Genomic DNA, 16,740 nt, shown 5'->3' with positions numbered 1-16,740 from the left:
TTGGGGATGCCCAACGAAAAACCAGCATTGTGGCCTTCCTGCCACTCGACAATCGGCAAAAACCGAATAGTTATCTCAGTTAAAATTTTACCTAATCAGCAGATCGTAAGAGGTTGATCATGTACGGACGCACCCGCATCGGAGCCCGTTTCTTTGTCATTGCTATGCTGGCTCCACTGGCTGCCGCTTGTACGACGACCACGCAGAATGCGACGGTTCCCGGCAAGTCCGAGGCACCGGTCACTGCATCAAGCATATCGCTGCCACGTTTCGTTCCGACCTCATCGGTAGATTCTTCGCTGGCTCAGCCATGTATCACTGCAGCTGCCAACAAGTATTTCCTGCCTGAACGCGTCATCAGCGCGGTTAATTCCCGTCCGGGCGCTGGCGGCGGTACGGATGTTGACCTGAAGGTGGATCTGCGCACGGCGGTTTGTCAGGTTTCTGCAAACGGTTCGGTTCGTTCGGTTATCGATACTTCGCCGAAGAGCGCAGACCAGGTCGCAGCCGAAGCCGCTGCAGCTCAGACCGCATCGGCTGCTCCAGCTACACCGAAGAAGTCGAAGAAGAAATGATTCAATAAACGGATCTAAATTATTAAAAAGGCAGGGATTTCCCTGCCTTTTGTTTCTGTTTATTTGTCCGGCTTCTCGCCATACCATCGCGGCGTATAAACCCATTCGCCGCCGTCCACACGAGAAAAGCGCTCAGTATGGGACGAGCCGACGATCACCACAGTTCGCATATCGACGTCTTTGGGCGTGAGTTCACCCAGCGTTGTGACACGCGTAGTTTCGGCGGGCCTGCCAATATCGCGACCGAGCACGACTGGCGTTTCAGCAACACGATACTGCCGGAGAATTTCCAGCGCGCGACCGAGCTGATGCGGACGGGCTTTGGATATCGGATTGTAGAAAGCCATGGCGAGATCAGCTTGTGCTGCGAGCGCCAGACGCCTTTCAATGACATCCCAGGGCTTGAGATTGTCAGAAAGCGAGATAATGCAGAAATCATGCCCAAGTGGTGCGCCGATGCGGGAAGCTGCAGCCATAGCGGCTGAAATGCCCGGCTGAATCACGAGATCAACACTATGCCATGCCGGATCAGACGATTCATGAAGCGCTTCGATAACTGCCGCTGCCATGGCAAACACACCGGGATCGCCTGACGAAACCAATACCACATCACGGCCTGAAGCAGCGAGTTCGAAGGCATGACGCGCGCGCTGCATCTCCTCGCGATTGTCAGTCATGTGGATGTTCTGATCATCGCGAAATGGGCCAGCCATGCGCACATAGGTTTCATAGCCAAGCACATCTTCGGCGCGTTCCAGATCGCGCTGAACGGCTGGTGTCATTAGGTCTCGTGCACCGGGGCCAAGGCCAACCACAGTCAGCTTGCCGCGATTGCGTCCTATGAAGAGAACATCGGCTGGTGTTGCTGCAATGGCCAGTGTCAGCCTATCGGATTTGATAAGGTGCTGCGGGTTTTCGACGGATACCGTTGCCAGATCATCCACGCCCGAAACAATGCGCAGCGGTGCTTTGAGTATTTGTGCTGCCTGATGAATATGGGGTGAAGCGCAGTCTTTCTCGTGGACGAGAAGAAGAGCAAGTGAATCCTTTGATAGCTCTGAACTATCAAGTGTTTGCTCGATAAGGCTTACGAGGTTTTCGCCGGGCTTATCAATCGCCACGGAAATCGTTCGCGGATGGTATATCAGCTCGTTAGTCCGCGGCGCACGCGTTTCAGGCGTGATGCTGATTGTCAGTTGACCATTGTCAGATAACGGCAGTTTTGATGCGGTGAGCCAGCGCGAGCTGCCATTGACGCGCAAGGTTTCTCCCGCCAGCAGATCGGACATGAAGGTCTTGGCAGCTTCGGGATTGGCGAGGGTCAATTCAGCCGGTGGATGGAGCAGATTGATGCCAAACCGCAATTCGCCCGTCGTGGTGATAGCAGGGGGCACTTCAAGCGCCTGAGCGATGGTTCGCGCCAGATCATTGACGCCGGAAAGGCCGCCAAGCAATGGCACGACAGCGCTACCATCTTCTGCAACGGCCAGAACCGGAGGCTCTATCCGTTTGTTTTGCAAAAGAGGAGCGAGTGCGCGGATGATGATACCAGCGGCGCACAGCGCGATTATCGGACGACCTTCCTCATAGAGCGCACGTATCGTGTCGCCGAAATGTGTGAAATGCTTGTCTGCGCTCGTAACGCGATTTTCCAGCCCCAGAATTTCAGCATTTCTAAGTCTAGATTGTATGTTGCGTGCCGTGGAAGTTGCAGCTTCGCCAAGAACGAGAATAGCTGCTTTCATGCACCGTTCCACTTTTTGCCTGGAACCAGAATGATTGAGAAATAAGGACAGTCACCGCCGCTGACTTCTGCCAAAGGCGCAATACGCTGGTTCTGCATAGTAGCACGCTCGATATAAAGCGCACGATCCATCAACCCAAGCTCGCTCAGAACATCGCGAACCTTGTCCAGATTTTTGCCGAGTTTCATGATGGCAGCGGCTTCACTGCCGGCGAGCCGCTGTTTCAATTCCTCAGCAGTCATAACTCCCGAAACGATTGAAAGCGTTTGATTGCGATAGACGAGCGGTGCGCCAAGCACGGCAGCGGCACCCAAGACCGAGCAAACGCCCGGCACGACTTCGGTTTCGTATTTTTCGGCCAATCGGTCATGGATATACATGAACGAGCCGTAGAAGAACGGATCGCCCTCGGCGATTACAGCGACATCGCGGCCAGCGTCGAGATGGTTTGCGATTGTTGCAGTGATCTCTGCATAGAAATCGCTGACGATCTGCTCGTAATCCATATGAGCGGGCAGTTTTTCCGTCGTCACCGGATAGATGAGCGGCACCAGCGTCTGTTCAGGCGACAGATAGGTTTCCACAATCGTCAGCGCATTGCCCTTTTTACCCTTTGCCGCATGATAGGCGACTACGGGCGCGGACTTAAGCAATCTGAGTGCCTTAAGCGTGATAAGTTCAGGGTCACCGGGGCCAACGCCCAGACCATAAAGCTTCCCTTTTGGCGCCATTATTCGCGCTCCGAAGCAAGTGCATTGACAGCGGCTGCGGTCATGGCGCTGCCACCGCGACGTCCGCGCACGATAACAAAGGGTACGCCACGGCTATTTTCAGCAAGCTCATCTTTGGATTCGGCTGCACCCACAAAACCGACCGGCATGCCGATGATGAGGGCTGGTTTAGGGGCACCATTGTCCAAAATTTCAAACAGGCGAAAGAGGGCGGTGGGCGCATTGCCGATGGCAACGATGCTGCCTTCAAGATGTGGAAGCCAGAGATCAAGGGCTGCGGCAGAGCGCGTGTTGCCGATCTTCTTCGCCAGTTCCGGCACGGACGGATCATTCAGTGTGCAGATAACTTCATTGTTGGCTGGCAGGCGTGAGCGAGTGATGCCTTCTGCGACCATGCGTGCATCGCAGAGGATTGGCGCGCCTTTAAAGAGTGCATCTCGCCCGGCTTGCCCCGCGCCATCCGAAAAGACGAGGTCTTCAACGATATCGACCATGCCGGATGCGTGAGCAACACGTACGGCAAGCTTTTCGAGATCGAGGGGAATGCGGCTCAAATCGGCCTCAGAACGGATGATGGCGAAGGAGCGGTCATAAATGGCCTGTCCATCGCGGATATAGTCTGTCATGGCGTCCGTTCTACCTATTTGTTTAACGCATATCTTGCCCGAAAATTGCTTCACACTTTTCGGGATACGCTCTTATAGATTTCGGGCGTTTAAAATAAACGCAGCCTAGTCAATGGTGATGTTTGAGGCCAATAGCTGCCCGAAACGCAATGGTCCAGCGCTGTCTTGCGAAAAGAGATCATAATGATCATCCGAACGCGCCAAAAGCGTGTGAGGCAGGGGAGAAAGTGCTGCGCAGGATTTGGTGCAACCCGTAATATGGACCTGCTTGTTGCCTGCGATGAGCATGCCAGCGAGACGCTGAGCATCGGTTAAAGTGCCCGCAAGGGCGGAAGCACAGCCGGCAGAGCCGGAACAGGCCCGAAGGCGCGCCTGTGGCGCTTCTGGCAATGTTGCCAACCCCAGTTCGTTCAATGTGGTTGTGATCCGGTTGCAGTCTGCCTGCTCGATGTTTGGCAGGAGAACGCCTTGCCATGGCGTGAGGCGAATTTCGCCGCCATTCGCGCTCTCCGCAAGCTGGGCCAGCTTATGCAATTGTTCCGTCTGCAATCTTCCGAGAAATGGCATTGCACCTGCATAGAAGTGTCCACCCTTTTGCGAATGGGTTCCAAGCCATGAAAAGGGTTTTGGCGGCTTTCGTTTCCAAGTCGGAGCGGGGGAGAGTTCAAAAGGCAACTCTTGCAGAAATTGCTCTTGTGGCAAGGTTTCAAAAAGGTGCCTCATCCGCGTCACACCCGTTGCCGCGAGGCTCTGAAACAGATCAAGCAGCGCTTCGATCAAGGAAAGCGCTTCCGCTTGTGCGACCATGCCGACAGGCGGGGTGTCTGGCGACGATGCCAGACCAACGGCATAATGGGCGCCGCCTTCCAGTGCTGAGAGCCAGATATCTCCGGTATGCGAAATCATGGCACAGTCTTCGCCGCCATCAATCTGGAAAGAAAACTTCGGCGATAGCGCGTGATATTTTTCCGTGCCTTCAAGCATTTTCAGCAACGAGGTCGCAAGGCGGGAGGTATCGGCAAGCTGTGTGCGATCGATTGATGCGGTAGGGCTTACCATTACATTGCGAATGTCATCGGCCGACGGATTATCCGCGCCAAAACCGGCATCATAGAGCGCTGTTATCGCTTTATCCCAATTGGAGGGCGCGATGCCGCGTATCTGGATGTTGGAGCGAATCGAAAGCTCGATAGTGCCGTTTCCAAACTCTTTTGCAATTTCGGCCAACGAACGTGCTTCGGTAGTATTGATCCGTCCCAAGGGAAGCTTGACGCGAGCGATTGCGCCATCTTTTGCCATGACCATGCGCGATAGGCCGGGGCAGGCATTGCGCCTGTCTGCTCTCAAGGGCACGGTTGGAGCTGTTTGCTGGCTTAACATGACGGTCTTATACGCCTTCCTGCTTGCGCTTGCTACTGCGCCGCCATACGAACAGGAAAAAGGAGCAATGCTTATGGGCTGCTGGCTTACAGTTATCGGTATTGGCGAAGACGGTCTTGCAGGGCTGGGCGACACAGCACGGAACGCCATTGCCAATGCGGACATCATTTTTGGCGGCAAGCGGCATCTGGCTTTTCTTGATGATGAGGTCAAAGCCGAGCGAGTTTCATGGCCAGTACCTTTCGATAATGCATTTCCAATGATCGAGGCGCAGCGCGGCAGACAGGTTGTGGTACTGGCAAGCGGCGATCCGATGTTTTTTGGCATGGGCGCATCCCTAAGCCGTCATTTTTCGTCTCAGGAAATGCACGTCATCTCATTTCCATCCTCATTGTCGCTGGCCGCAAACCGTATGGTTTGGACATTACAGGAGGCGAGAACGGTCAGCGTGCATGGGCGTCCGTTTGAATTGCTAGTACCGCATATTTTACCGGGAGAGAAAATTCTTGTGCTCAGCAATGATGGCACGACACCTGCAAAAGCCGCCGTCCTTCTGAAAAATAAAGGCTTTGGTCAAAGTCGCCTGACGGTGCTTGAGCATTTGGGCGGACCAAATGAAAAGTGCATCAGCGGTCGGGCGGAAGACTGGTCGCATGTAAACTGTGCAGATCTCAACGTGCTGGCAATTGAATGCATCGCCGCGTCAAATGCTGTTGTTTTCTCACCCGTCAGCGGATTGCCCGATGCAGCTTTTGAAAATGACGGACAACTGACCAAACGCGATATTCGTGCTGTGACGCTGTCTCGGTTGCAGCCCCTTCCGGGGCAGCTTCTTTGGGATGTTGGCGCAGGTTGCGGCTCTATTGGTATTGAATGGATGCGTGTTCATCAGTCTTGCCGCGCCATCGCTATTGAGGCAGATGAAAACCGGCAGAGCGTGATTGAGCGCAATGCACGCGCGCTGGGCGTACCTGGCTTACAGCTTGTAAAAGGTGAAGCGCCGGGAGCGCTAGATGGCCTTGCAACGCCGGATGCAATTTTCATCGGTGGCGGTGTAACGGATGCCGGTGTGATTGAAGCCTGTTGGAATGCACTGAAGCCTGGCGGGCGTTTGGTTGCCAATGCGGTGACATTGCAAAGCGAAATGCGGCTTTTCAGCTGGCATCAACAGCATGGCGGTGAACTTACCCGCCTGCAGGTTGCACAAGCAGGCGTTCTTGGTTCTTTTGATGCATGGCGTCAGGCGCTGCCTGTCACAATTTATTGCGGCATCAAACCGCGCTGATCGAAAAAAGATGACTTGAATTGTCATCTTAAATTCAGGTAAGGCTTGCTCACCGTTAAAAATAGGAGAGCAGGCATGTCTGATTTGGGCCTGAACGCCAATACCCGTATCGCACTCAACAATCCTGATCGCATCGTTAATCAGTTGCTGGATCATTTTGTTGAACATGCTGACGTTGAACGCCAGGTGGGCAGCGCAAAGCTGGTTCTTAGCTTCGGTCAGGCAGATGTGCAGTGGGACGACGAGACTGTCAGTGTGGACGTAAAGAGCGGTGACGAAACCGGTCTTGCCTATATGAAATATTCCATCGCTGAACATGTGCTTGAGTTTCTTGAGAAGGGAAGCCCAAAGCCAAAGATCATCTGGGAAGGTGATGGTGCTGCTGGTTTGCCGCTGCCCTATTTCCGCGAAATGCAGGTTGTTGCCGTCAGCAATGTTACGCCGCACATGCGTCGCGTACGGCTGAAGGGAAGCGAACTGGCTCGCTTCGCTCATACAGGCTTGCATATTCGCCTGCTGTTTCCTCCAAAGGGCCTTGCCAAGCCGCAATGGCCAGTCTCGGGCGAAGATGGTCGCCCTGTCTGGCCCGATGGTGATGCCAAGCTTGCTACCCGCGTTTATACGATCCGCCAGATTGATGCTAAGGCAGGCTGGGTGGATATCGACATGGTCGTTCATGGCGATGATAGCGATGCGCCGGGTTCCGGCTGGGCGATTAGCGCTAAACCGGGCGATATTGTCGGGATGACAGGCCCCGGCGGCGGTGATGCAGCCGATGATGCAAATTGGTATTTGCTGGCCGGTGATGAAACAGCCCTTCCGGCGATTGGTCGTATTCTTGAGCGATTGCCAGAAGGTGCCAAGGCAGTCGTCCGCATCGAAATCGACAGTGAGGCGGAAGAACAGGCGATTAAGTCCCGCGCCGACGTGGATATGCAATGGCTGCACCGCAAGGGGGCCGAAGCAGGCACAACGACCCTTTTGCAGGATGCGGTTCGTGCCGTGGAGCTGCCGGAGGGCGAAGAGAGCATTTATGTGTGGGCTGCTTGTGAGTTTAATGCATTCCGCTCGATCCGCACCTATATGCGCAAAGAACGGAACATCCCGAAGGATAAACAATTGATTGTTGCTTATTGGCGGCGCGGTCAGGATGGTGACAATGCGCGCCGCGGCTCAGACGAATAGTAAAAAGGGGACCTTCTGGTCCCCTTAATGTTTAGCGTCTAAAGCCTTCACTGGCTCGCATCAGGTTCTTGGTATAGTCGGCATTGATTTTGCCGCTTACCAATTCAGAAGCCTCCAGTTGCTCCACAACTTCGCCATTGCGCATGACGGCAAGCCGGTCACACATATGAGTAATGACTGCAAGGTCATGACTTACCATGACGAAAGTCAGCTTGCGATCACGACGTACTTGTTCAAGCAGGTTCAACACTTCCGCCTGAACAGAAGCATCAAGTGCCGAAGTTGGTTCATCAAGAAGCAGGATGGATGGTTCAACAATCAATGCCCGCGCAATTGCGATACGCTGACGTTGACCACCGGACAGCTGATGGGGATAGCGGAAACGGAAGCCTGAACCCAAGCCCACTTCATCCAATGCGCGGACAATACGTTTTTCGCTGTCTTCCACGCCATGAATGGCGAGTGGTTCGAGCAAAAGACGGTCGACTGTCTGACGTGGGTGAAGGGAGCCGTATGGGTCCTGAAACACCATTTGAACAGTGCGGTAAAACGCCTTGTCACGTGGTGTCTTGAGCACGTTACCATCAATTCGGACTTCTCCGTCATCAATGGGTGCAAGTCCTGCCACGGCGCGAAGCAGGGTGGATTTACCCGAACCGGATTCGCCAACGAGCCCATAGGATTCGCCACGCGCCACGTCAATGCTGACAGATTTTAACGCGTGGAAATGATCGAAGAATACATCGACCTTATCAATTCTGAGTGCTGATGCTGTGCTCATAGCCGCCATGCCTCCTGACGCTGCAAGGTAGGCAGGGGATGTTGATCCGCTCCGATCTTGGGCATGCAATTCAGCAGTCCTTGTGTGTAGGGGTGTTTTGCGTTGGCGAGATCGCTTGCTGCAATCTCCTCAACGATCTTGCCCGCATACATCACGATGACGCGGTCGCAGAAGGATGACACAAGACGCAGATCGTGGCTGATGAAGATCAGCCCCATGCCGCGTTCTGCCACCAGCTTGTCGAGAATGCCAAGCACTTCAAGCTGAACCGTCACGTCGAGTGCTGATGTCGGTTCATCGGCAATCAGCAGTTCAGGTTCTGCAACGAGCATCATGGCGATCATGACACGCTGTCCCATACCGCCCGAAACTTCGTGCGGATAGAGCTTCATGACGCGTTCAGCGTCGCGAATTTGTACCGCTTCAAGCATTGAAATCGAACGCTTACGAATTTCACTACTGCTATATTTGCCGTGGGCTTTGAGGGTCTCGGCGACTTGCTTGCCGATGGTCATTACCGGATTAAGCGAATATTTGGGGTCCTGAAGCACCATGGCAACGCGGCCACCGCGCAATGCGCGACGCTCGCGAGCCGAGATGTCCAACAGATCGATACCATCGAACTGCAATGTTTTTGCGGTGATCTGAGCGTGTGGAGGCGTGAGCCCCATGATCGCACGCCCGGTCTGAGATTTGCCCGATCCGGACTCACCCACGATACCCAAACGTTCGCGACCGAGCGTAAAGCTTACGCCACGTACGGCTTCAATCGCACCGGTACGCGTGGGGAAGGTGACGCGCAGGTCATCAACTGTCAGAAGTGGCTTCATTGGTTGTTACCCCGCGGATCGAGTGCGTCACGCAGGCCGTCGCCGAGGAAGTTGAAGCCAAGGCTGACGATGAGGATCGCGATACCTGGCATGGCAGCAACCCACCATTGGTCGAGGATGAAGCGGCGACCCGATGCAATCATTGCACCCCATTCTGGCAATGGCGGCTGAGCACCGAGACCAAGAAAGCCGAGGCCAGCTGCAGTCAGGATGATGCCTGCCATATCAAGCGTCACACGAACGATCAGCGACGAAGTGCAGAGCGGCATGATGTGCCGCAAAACGATGCGGAAAGGCGAAGCCCCCATCAGACGAACAGCGGAAATATAATCAGAATTGCGCACGGTCAGCGTTTCTGCACGAGCAATACGCGCATAAGGCGGCCATGAGGTGATCGCGATTGCAATGATGGCGTTTTCAATACCCGGTCCCAATGCCGCAACGAAGGCGAGCGCCAGAATAAGTTTTGGGAAGGCAAGGAAAATATCGGTGATGCGCATAAGAACGGCATCGACCCATCCACCAGCATAGCCTGCAACCGTCCCGACCAAAAGGCCGATAGGGGCCGCGATAACCGCGACGAGCAGCACCACATAAAGCGTGATGCGGGAGCCGAAAATCAGGCGGGAGAGAATATCACGTCCCTGATCATCAGTGCCAAGCAGATAACCCGGTGTGCCTGGTGGCAGGAGACGCGCATTGGCGAGATCGCCTTGAGTCGGCGAATGTGGTGCGAGCACGTTTGCAAAGGCTGCAACCAGAACCAGTGCGATGATAATCATCAGGCCAATTACTGCGAGTTTATTCGCGGTAAATCGACGCCAGATCATGTAGGAACGACCCATTCGGGCCTGCATGCGGGATTGTGGGCGCTCGGAGAGCAACCATTCGCGCCATGAAAGATTTGAAGTGTCTGTCATTTGACTCATCTTACGCGCGTCCTCGGATCAAGGAGCCGATACAGGAGATCGGACACAAGGTTGAGCGCGATAAAGACCGAACCGATGATAATGGTACCACCCAGAACGGCATTCATATCGGCATTTTGCAGCGAGTTGGTGATGTAAAGACCAAGGCCGGGCCACGCAAAGATGGTTTCGGTCAGAACCGAACCTTCGAGCAGACCTGCATAGGAAAGCACAATCACTGTCACAAGCGGCACGGCTGCATTGCGCAGAGCGTGGCCCCAGATGATCCGCGTTTCGGAAATGCCCTTGGCACGGGCAGCAATGATATATTCCTGCTCGAGTTCATTGAGCATGAAAGAGCGTGTCATGCGGCTGATATAGGCAAGGCTGAAATAGCCGAGCAGTGCCGATGGCAGAACGAGGTGGGAGATGATGTTACGCAATGCTTCCCAGTCGCGCTGAATGATCGCGTCGATGACGTAAAATCCGGTAATCGGCGTGAACGTGTATTCAAAGGTGATGTCGATGCGACCGGGACCGGATGTCCAACCAAGGCGGGCATAGAAAATCAGCAAGGCCAGCATGCCGAGCCAGAAAATCGGCACCGAATAGCCAACAAGGCCAATGATGCGTACGATCTGATCGATGATGCTGCCGCGTTTGACTGCCGCAAGAACCCCAAGCGGAATGCCAAACAGCGCGCCGATTATCGTGCCGATGGTTGCAAGCTCCATGGTCGCCGGGAAAACGCGGCGAATATCGGTCATGACCGGATTTGTGGTCAGAACAGATGTTCCGAAGTCGCCTTGCAGCACACCTTTCACATAGAGGTAAAACTGCTGATAATAGGGCAGGTTGAAGCCCATTTCCTGACGCACACGTTCAACAACGTGCGCAGGTGCGCGATCGCCGACGATTGCAAGAACAGGATCAATCGGGACAACGCGCCCAATGAAGAATGTCACGGCCAGAAGGCCAAGATAAGTTGTTGCTACGATCACCAGAAAGCTGGCGATAGCTGCTATAAGGGTTGAGGAGCGCCTTTTGGCGCTCCTCGGCTTGGTATTGGTATTGCCGGTTATACTCAATGTTTTGACCGTTCTTCAGATCAGTCTTTGCTGACTGGTGCAAGATAGTTGGAATCGAAGGTTGGTCCGAGCTTGTAACCCTTCACGTTACCCGCGATGCCTGCCACTTCGACCTGCTGGAACAGCATGACGAATGGGCTCTGGTCGAGTGCTTCCTGCTGCAGCTTCTTGTATTGTTCAGCGCGCTTGTCGCCGTCACGTTCCAGCAATGCTGCCTGCGTCTGCTGTGTCAGCTCAGGAATAGCCCATGCATTGCGCCAAGCCAGCGTCTTGTTGGATGCATCGTCGCCATTGTCCGGGTTGGAGGTGAAAGCTTCGGCATTCGAGTTTGGATCCCAGTAATCCATGCCCCACTGACCGATATAGAGATCATGGTTACGAGCGCGGTACTTGGTAAGCGTCTGCTTGCCATCACCTGGAACGATGCTGATGTTAATACCTGCTTTGGCTGCGCTCTGTTGGAAAGATTCGGCGATGCCTGTGACGGGCTGCGTGTTGCGCACGTCGAAAGTGATCGATAAACCGTCTTTAAGACCGGCCTTGGCCAGCAGTTCCTTGGCCTTCTCGATATCCAGCTTGTATGGATTGGCATCCAGCGAGCCAAGTACACCCTTTGCTTGATAGGTCTGTCGGACTTCGCCAATGCCCTTGATCAGGGTTGCGCCAATTGCATCGTAATCAACGAGATACTTGAAGGCTTCACGAACTTCCGGCTTGGCAAGTTCCGCATTCTTCTGGTTAAGCGAGATGTAATAGACAGTACCCTTCGGCGCATTGACTGTCTGGAGCTTCTCGTTCTTCTGAACGGCTTCGTAATCGCCTGGCTCAAGATTACGCGCTACGTCCACGTCACCCGATTCGAGCATCAGGCGCTGCGTGGCGCTTTCCTTGACGTGACGGTAGAACACGCGGGCAAGCTTTGCCTTTTCGCCGTAGAAGTTATCGTTGCGCTCAAGAACCACGACTTCATTGGCGCGCCAGTCGCGAATCTTGAACGGGCCGGAACCTGCATAGCCGGTTTTCAGCCATGCATTGCCATAATCGGTGTCGTATTTGTAATCGTCCGAAGGGGTGACTTTAGCCGCATGTTCTTCGAGCAATTTCTTGTCGACAATCGAGCCAACAGTGGCGGTCAGGCAGTTGAGCACGAAGCTTGGCGCGTAAGGCTTGTCTACGGTAAGAACAAAGGTTGTTTCGTCAACAGCCTTGGCCTTTTCCGTAACGTTTTCGCCGGTGAGGCCGAACTGGGTCAGGATGAAGGCGGGTGCCTTGTCGAGACGAACGCCACGTTCAAATGTGTAAGCGACATCGGCTGCGGTAAGCGGATTGCCAGAGGCAAACTTGGCATCCTTGCGCAACTTGAACGTATAAGTCAGACCGTCATCTGAAACTGTCCAGCTTTCTGCTGCACCCGGAATGACCTTCGATGTATCACTGATATCCAGCTGAATCAGACGGTCATAGGCATTGCCGAGAACTTCGGCAGGGCTGATTTCAAACGATTCGGCAGGATCAAGTGTAATGATATCGTCGATAGCCCATGCTTGGACCAGCGTATCGGCAGGTGTTGCCGACAATGCCGGATTTGCGGCCATAACAGCAGCAAGAGCTGCACCGGCTGCGAGAATACGAAAACGTCCGAAATGCATCATTTTAGTTCCCTTTCAGTTAGATTATTTTTGGGATTTTGTATGGGTTGTCAGGCTGCTTCGTGCCAGGCCTGTTTCAAGACCCTTATCCAGTTTTCGCGGCAAAGCTTCGACAGTTCTTGATCACTATAACCTGCATTGCTGAGTGCCGTGACGAGATTCTGCGTACCCGCTGCATCACCGATTTCATTCGGAATAGTTGCTCCGTCGTAATCGGAACCAAGTGCTACGCAATCGATGCCCATGCGCTCGACCATGTAATCAACGTGGCGAACCATATCTGAAAGCGGCGTATTGGCGTTTTCTTTGCCATCGCTGCGCAGCATGGTGGTCGCGTAGTTGAGGCCAGCAAGACCTTTGCTGTCACGGATCGCATCGAGCTGACGGTCGGTCAGATTGCGCGCAACAGGCGTGAGGGCGTGCGCGTTTGAATGGCTGGCAATCAGCGGCTGGTCGCTCAGCTTAGCCACATCCCAGAAGCCTTTTTCTGTGATATGTGCGAGGTCGATCAGAATGCCCTTGCGATTGCATTCTTTGACGAGCCGCTTGCCCGCTTCGGTAAGGCCAGGGCCGGTATCAGGGCTCATCGGATAGGCAAATGGCACGCCGTGCGCGAAAATATTGTTCCGGCTCCAGACTGGACCGAGTGAGCGCAGGCCGACAGAATAGAACACGTCGAGGGCGGCGAGATCAGCATCGATGGCTTCGCAGCCTTCCATATGCAATACGGCGGCGAATGTGTTGCTGTTAAGCGTTTCATCCAGCTCTTTACCGTTACGGCAAAGCTTCCAACCACCAGCTTCTTCAAGGCGCAGCGCTAGAGAAGCGAATTCCATCGCAATGTCGAGCGACGGTGCGCGCTCCAGCGGTTGTGAAAGCGGCGTTTCATAGTGACCGTTTTCATCGGCTTTACCGAGCTCGATATGATGACCTGCTGGAATATAGATCGCACAGATACCACCAGCCAGACCGCCCTTTAGCGACCGGGGCAGATCGATGTGACCGATCTTTGTGCCGTTGATAAATTCCTTGATCGGGTCACCGCCATTACGCTGGTTTTCCCAAAGACGCAGAAGGACATCGTTGTGTCCGTCAAAAACGCGCTGCATTTTACATTCCTAGCTGAACGGTTGGGTAAGCTCACCGCCCAATTGAAAGCCCGTCCGCAATAGGGTGCCGACGCAAACGGAATTCAATTCAGAATTGCGGATGATGAGCGCCCCACTCGAACTCGTGATATATAAGATGTTGCCCGCTAATGGAGTCAAGCTCTCTGCTATCGAAGGTGGTATTTCTCAATTGGGAAACGGTGCAAAAACAAAAGGCTGCACGGTGAGTGCAGCCCTTTATGCAAAAATTGCATGCTCTAATGCTTAAACAGAATGAACTCCACCCAAAAGATATTAGAAGCGGTAGTTCACGCCTGCCTTGATCGAATGATTCTTCAGGTTGTTATACTGGGTAACGCCGTTTACCTTGGATTTAACGTCGTTAAAGCGCTGGAAGTCGTATTCGGCCTTGATCGAGATCGGGCCGGAAATCGCCTGCTCAACACCTGCACCGATCAATGCGCCGCCTTCCCAACCAGGAGCGGAAGTGGTTGCGTCTTTGGCTTTGAACTTGGTTACGCCGTAACCTGCGGTGCCGTAAACAAGGGTCTTGTCGAACGCGTAACCGACTTTGCCTTTTGCATTGCCGTTCCATGACTGCTGAAGGCTGCCACCGTTACCGATGCGGTGTTCAGCCTCTGCGAAGTTGCCTTCCAGCTCACCACCGAAAACGACGTTGCCGCTCTGCATGTTCTTACCGACAACTGCGCCACCGAGGAAGCCAGTGCGGTTTGTGAATGGGCCTGGAACTCTGGACGAAGAAGCGCCGATCTGAGCACCAATATAGTTGCCGGACCAGTCGTGCGGGCCTGACGCAACGGGTTCATTGTAGGTGTAGTCGGATCCGCCCATCATGTCGGCCGCGAAGGATGGACCAGCAAAGGCGACAATTGCGGCACCGAACGCCGCGGCGATGTATGAACGCTTCAACATTTTTTACTCCAGTTTTCCCGTCAAAAACGCCGGCGGGAAATATGCTTGAACTCTTCATTGAGGAGGCGATTTGGCCAGCCCTCAAGCTGTGTGCTTCGTCGCTTGTGATTGTGTCCAAATTTAAGAAAATTCGAGCTAATTCGTAGGGGGAGGACTGCGTTTTCGTTCATATGCTTAATGAAAGGTAACGATCAGCAAGTCGAAATCAGAGCAAACGCGCTCTGATTATTTGTGCTCAGGCTTTTTGGAACGCGCTCTAAATCAGTTTCAACCCACGCATGCTGATATGACCGTGTTTACCGACGATGATGTGGTCATGCACCGCAATGCTCAACGCCTTTGCAGCGTCAATCAGCAGCTTGGTCATGTCGATGTCGGCGCGCGATGGTGTGGGGTCGCCCGATGGGTGGTTGTGGACGACAATAATTGCTGTGGCTGAAAGTTCGAGCGCGCGGCGCACGACTTCGCGCGGATAGACCGGGGTATGATCGACAGTTCCTTGTTGTTGCACTTCGTCTGCGATGAGGCGGTTCTTTTTGTCTAGGAACAATACCCGGAATTGTTCGCGCGTTTCATAGGCCATCGCTGTCGTGCAATATTGCACGACCTGGCTCCAGGAGCCGAGCACTTCGCGTTCCATCACCATGCTTCGGGCAGATCGTTTGGCAATTGCTTCGACGATTTTAAGTTCCAAGGCGATTGAAGGGCCGACACCAGGTGTTTCAGCAATCAGTTTTTCAGGCGCACCAAGAACTTCGGCCAGAGATCCGAAACGGGTAAGCAAAGACTTTGCGAGCGGTTTAGTATCTGCGCGCGGGATGACCCTGAAAAGTAGAAGCTCGAGCAGTTCATAGTCTGCCAATGCATCAGGTGCGTTTTTAAAACGCTGACGCAACCGGTCACGGTGACCCAAATGGTGCGGCTTCTCCAGCGAAGCCGCCATTTGTATGCCTTCATTGAAGCCGGGAATGTCGAGACGTCCAGGCTTTTTGTTGTTTGATGCCATTCTGTTTAAACCCCCGCAGAAACAGACAGACAGTATGTAATCCCATTTTACCGCATGGATGGCGGGCCGAAAACATTCTTTGGCGACAGCGTGAAGATTTCACAGCCGTCTTTGGTGACGCCGACAGTATGCTCATATTGAGCGGTAAGCGAGCGGTCACGTGTGACCGCAGTCCAGCCATCGGCCAAAACCTTCACGCCCGGCTTGCCGAGGTTGATCATTGGCTCAATCGTGAAGATCATGCCTTCCTTGATCTCGACGCCCTCATTGACGGTGCCGTAATGCAATATATTCGGAGCATCGTGGAAAAGCTGGCCGACACCATGGCCGCAGAAATCGCGCACCACGGAGCAACGTTCGCCTTCCGCATAGGTCTGGATCGCAGCGCCAATTGCACCGGTTTTTGCGCCGGGTTTGACTGCGGCAATGCCACGCAGAAGGCTCTCATACGTCACTTCAAGCAGTCGCTCGGCAGCACGTTTGATATCGCCAACAGCATACATGCGGCTGGAGTCGCCGTGCCAGCCATCCAGCAGATAGGTGACGTCGATATTGACGATATCGCCTTCGCGTAATGGCTTGTCGTCAGGAATGCCGTGGCAAACGACGTGATTGATCGAAGTGCAGGTTGATTTGGTATAGCCGCGATAGTTCAACGTCGCCGGGAAGGCGCCGTGGTCCATGCCGAATTCGAATACGAAGCGGTCAATTTCGTTGGTTGTGACGCCGGGTTTTACAATGTCATTCAATGCATCGAGACACCGGGCGGTGAGGTTGCAGACCTTGCGCATACCTTCAAAGGCATCTGGGCCATACAGCCTGATTTGCCCTGTGTATTTCATAGGTGCGCTTGTCGCTTCAATATAAGTCACCATCTCGATCCGTCTTTCCAGAGCGCATTTCGATCTG

The 16,740-nt window shown here is 53.9% G+C and carries 16 protein-coding genes; 3 read left to right on the top strand and 13 right to left on the bottom strand.

Features of this window, described 5'->3' with window-relative positions:
• The first annotated feature begins 119 nt into the window (after nucleotides 1–119).
• On the top strand, nucleotides 120–575 hold the full coding sequence (locus OIV19_RS07720; protein ID WP_264231123.1) for a hypothetical protein: 456 nt from the start codon (nucleotides 120–122) through the stop codon (nucleotides 573–575).
• A 59-nt stretch (nucleotides 576–634) separates the two neighbouring features.
• On the opposite strand, the gene cobJ is transcribed toward OIV19_RS07720, so the two are convergent.
• The 4 genes from cobJ to cobG all read right to left on the bottom strand — a co-directional run bounded on the left by cobJ (nucleotide 635) and on the right by cobG (nucleotide 5,057).
• The gene (gene cobJ, locus OIV19_RS07715) at nucleotides 635–2,320 is read right to left on the bottom strand and encodes a precorrin-3B C(17)-methyltransferase (RefSeq protein WP_264231122.1); all 1,686 of its coding nucleotides are present in this window, start codon (nucleotides 2,318–2,320) and stop codon (nucleotides 635–637) included.
• A complete protein-coding gene (locus OIV19_RS07710) occupies nucleotides 2,317–3,051 on the bottom strand; it encodes a precorrin-2 C(20)-methyltransferase (RefSeq protein ID WP_264231121.1) in 735 nt (244 codons plus the stop codon). The genes cobJ and OIV19_RS07710 overlap by 4 nt, the downstream gene beginning before the upstream one ends.
• Nucleotides 3,051–3,677: a precorrin-8X methylmutase gene (locus OIV19_RS07705; RefSeq protein WP_264231120.1), complete on the bottom strand. Its 627-nt coding sequence runs from the start codon at nucleotides 3,675–3,677 to the stop codon at nucleotides 3,051–3,053. Before OIV19_RS07705 ends, OIV19_RS07710 begins: the two co-directional genes overlap by 1 nt.
• A 105-nt stretch (nucleotides 3,678–3,782) precedes the next feature.
• Nucleotides 3,783–5,057: a precorrin-3B synthase gene (gene cobG, locus OIV19_RS07700; protein ID WP_264231119.1), complete on the bottom strand. Its 1,275-nt coding sequence runs from the start codon at nucleotides 5,055–5,057 to the stop codon at nucleotides 3,783–3,785.
• Nucleotides 5,058–5,130: 73 nt separating this feature from the next.
• Here cobG and cbiE point away from each other — a divergent pair, with 73 nt between their 5' ends.
• Together cbiE and OIV19_RS07690 are read left to right on the top strand one after the other, a co-directional pair.
• On the top strand, nucleotides 5,131–6,342 hold the full coding sequence (gene cbiE / locus OIV19_RS07695) for a precorrin-6y C5,15-methyltransferase (decarboxylating) subunit CbiE (protein ID WP_264231154.1): 1,212 nt from the start codon (nucleotides 5,131–5,133) through the stop codon (nucleotides 6,340–6,342).
• A gap of 75 nt (nucleotides 6,343–6,417) precedes the next feature.
• Nucleotides 6,418–7,527 carry a siderophore-interacting protein gene (locus OIV19_RS07690; protein ID WP_264231118.1) on the top strand — a complete coding sequence of 370 codons (1,110 nt, stop codon included), beginning with the start codon at nucleotides 6,418–6,420 and terminating at the stop codon, nucleotides 7,525–7,527.
• Between the two features lie 31 nt (nucleotides 7,528–7,558).
• Here the strand turns inward: OIV19_RS07690 and OIV19_RS07685 are convergent, their stop codons facing one another.
• The 9 genes from OIV19_RS07685 to map all read right to left on the bottom strand — a co-directional run bounded on the left by OIV19_RS07685 (nucleotide 7,559) and on the right by map (nucleotide 16,706).
• Nucleotides 7,559–8,308 (bottom strand): ABC transporter ATP-binding protein, encoded by a 750-nt coding sequence (locus OIV19_RS07685; protein WP_264231117.1) that lies wholly within the window; start codon nucleotides 8,306–8,308, stop codon nucleotides 7,559–7,561.
• Nucleotides 8,305–9,138 (bottom strand): ABC transporter ATP-binding protein, encoded by an 834-nt coding sequence (locus tag OIV19_RS07680; protein ID WP_134155112.1) that lies wholly within the window; start codon nucleotides 9,136–9,138, stop codon nucleotides 8,305–8,307. The genes OIV19_RS07685 and OIV19_RS07680 overlap by 4 nt, the downstream gene beginning before the upstream one ends.
• The gene (locus tag OIV19_RS07675; RefSeq protein ID WP_024898948.1) at nucleotides 9,135–10,067 is read right to left on the bottom strand and encodes an ABC transporter permease; all 933 of its coding nucleotides are present in this window, start codon (nucleotides 10,065–10,067) and stop codon (nucleotides 9,135–9,137) included. Before OIV19_RS07675 ends, OIV19_RS07680 begins: the two co-directional genes overlap by 4 nt.
• Complete coding sequence (locus OIV19_RS07670; RefSeq protein WP_264231153.1) at nucleotides 10,064–11,128, bottom strand: ABC transporter permease; 1,065 nt, start codon at nucleotides 11,126–11,128, stop codon at nucleotides 10,064–10,066. Before OIV19_RS07670 ends, OIV19_RS07675 begins: the two co-directional genes overlap by 4 nt.
• A 26-nt stretch (nucleotides 11,129–11,154) precedes the next feature.
• Nucleotides 11,155–12,786 carry an ABC transporter substrate-binding protein gene (locus tag OIV19_RS07665; RefSeq protein ID WP_264231116.1) on the bottom strand — a complete coding sequence of 544 codons (1,632 nt, stop codon included), beginning with the start codon at nucleotides 12,784–12,786 and terminating at the stop codon, nucleotides 11,155–11,157.
• 47 nt (nucleotides 12,787–12,833) lie between these two features.
• Nucleotides 12,834–13,892 carry a dipeptidase gene (locus OIV19_RS07660; protein ID WP_264231115.1) on the bottom strand — a complete coding sequence of 353 codons (1,059 nt, stop codon included), beginning with the start codon at nucleotides 13,890–13,892 and terminating at the stop codon, nucleotides 12,834–12,836.
• Nucleotides 13,893–14,186: 294 nt separating this feature from the next.
• On the bottom strand, nucleotides 14,187–14,825 hold the full coding sequence (locus OIV19_RS07655; RefSeq protein WP_095446849.1) for an outer membrane protein: 639 nt from the start codon (nucleotides 14,823–14,825) through the stop codon (nucleotides 14,187–14,189).
• A 256-nt stretch (nucleotides 14,826–15,081) separates the two neighbouring features.
• Nucleotides 15,082–15,831 (bottom strand): RadC family protein, encoded by a 750-nt coding sequence (gene radC / locus OIV19_RS07650; RefSeq protein WP_095446848.1) that lies wholly within the window; start codon nucleotides 15,829–15,831, stop codon nucleotides 15,082–15,084.
• 47 nt (nucleotides 15,832–15,878) lie between these two features.
• Nucleotides 15,879–16,706, bottom strand: coding sequence for a type I methionyl aminopeptidase (gene map, locus OIV19_RS07645; RefSeq protein ID WP_264231114.1), 828 nt, complete (start codon nucleotides 16,704–16,706; stop codon nucleotides 15,879–15,881).
• Nucleotides 16,707–16,740: the final 34 nt, after the last annotated feature.

The sequence above is a fragment of the Brucella sp. HL-2 genome (assembly GCF_025846885.2).
GTDB lineage: Bacteria > Pseudomonadota > Alphaproteobacteria > Rhizobiales > Rhizobiaceae > Brucella > Brucella quorumnocens.
Note: the sequence above shows the minus strand (reverse complement) of the source record. Positions and strands in the feature narration are given on the sequence as shown.

Coding starts and splice junctions, on each gene's coding strand:
- OIV19_RS07720 (WP_264231123.1), top strand. CDS start 120: ATGTACGGACGCACCCGCATCGGAGCCCGTTTCTTTGTCATTGCTATG.
- cobJ (WP_264231122.1), bottom strand. CDS start 2,320: ATGAAAGCAGCTATTCTCGTTCTTGGCGAAGCTGCAACTTCCACGGCA.
- OIV19_RS07710 (WP_264231121.1), bottom strand. CDS start 3,051: ATGGCGCCAAAAGGGAAGCTTTATGGTCTGGGCGTTGGCCCCGGTGAC.
- OIV19_RS07705 (WP_264231120.1), bottom strand. CDS start 3,677: ATGACAGACTATATCCGCGATGGACAGGCCATTTATGACCGCTCCTTC.
- cobG (WP_264231119.1), bottom strand. CDS start 5,057: ATGTTAAGCCAGCAAACAGCTCCAACCGTGCCCTTGAGAGCAGACAGG.
- cbiE (WP_264231154.1), top strand. CDS start 5,131: ATGGGCTGCTGGCTTACAGTTATCGGTATTGGCGAAGACGGTCTTGCA.
- OIV19_RS07690 (WP_264231118.1), top strand. CDS start 6,418: ATGTCTGATTTGGGCCTGAACGCCAATACCCGTATCGCACTCAACAAT.
- OIV19_RS07685 (WP_264231117.1), bottom strand. CDS start 8,308: ATGAGCACAGCATCAGCACTCAGAATTGATAAGGTCGATGTATTCTTC.
- OIV19_RS07680 (WP_134155112.1), bottom strand. CDS start 9,138: ATGAAGCCACTTCTGACAGTTGATGACCTGCGCGTCACCTTCCCCACG.
- OIV19_RS07675 (WP_024898948.1), bottom strand. CDS start 10,067: ATGAGTCAAATGACAGACACTTCAAATCTTTCATGGCGCGAATGGTTG.
- OIV19_RS07665 (WP_264231116.1), bottom strand. CDS start 12,786: ATGATGCATTTCGGACGTTTTCGTATTCTCGCAGCCGGTGCAGCTCTT.
- OIV19_RS07660 (WP_264231115.1), bottom strand. CDS start 13,892: ATGCAGCGCGTTTTTGACGGACACAACGATGTCCTTCTGCGTCTTTGG.
- OIV19_RS07655 (WP_095446849.1), bottom strand. CDS start 14,825: ATGTTGAAGCGTTCATACATCGCCGCGGCGTTCGGTGCCGCAATTGTC.
- radC (WP_095446848.1), bottom strand. CDS start 15,831: ATGGCATCAAACAACAAAAAGCCTGGACGTCTCGACATTCCCGGCTTC.
- map (WP_264231114.1), bottom strand. CDS start 16,706: ATGGTGACTTATATTGAAGCGACAAGCGCACCTATGAAATACACAGGG.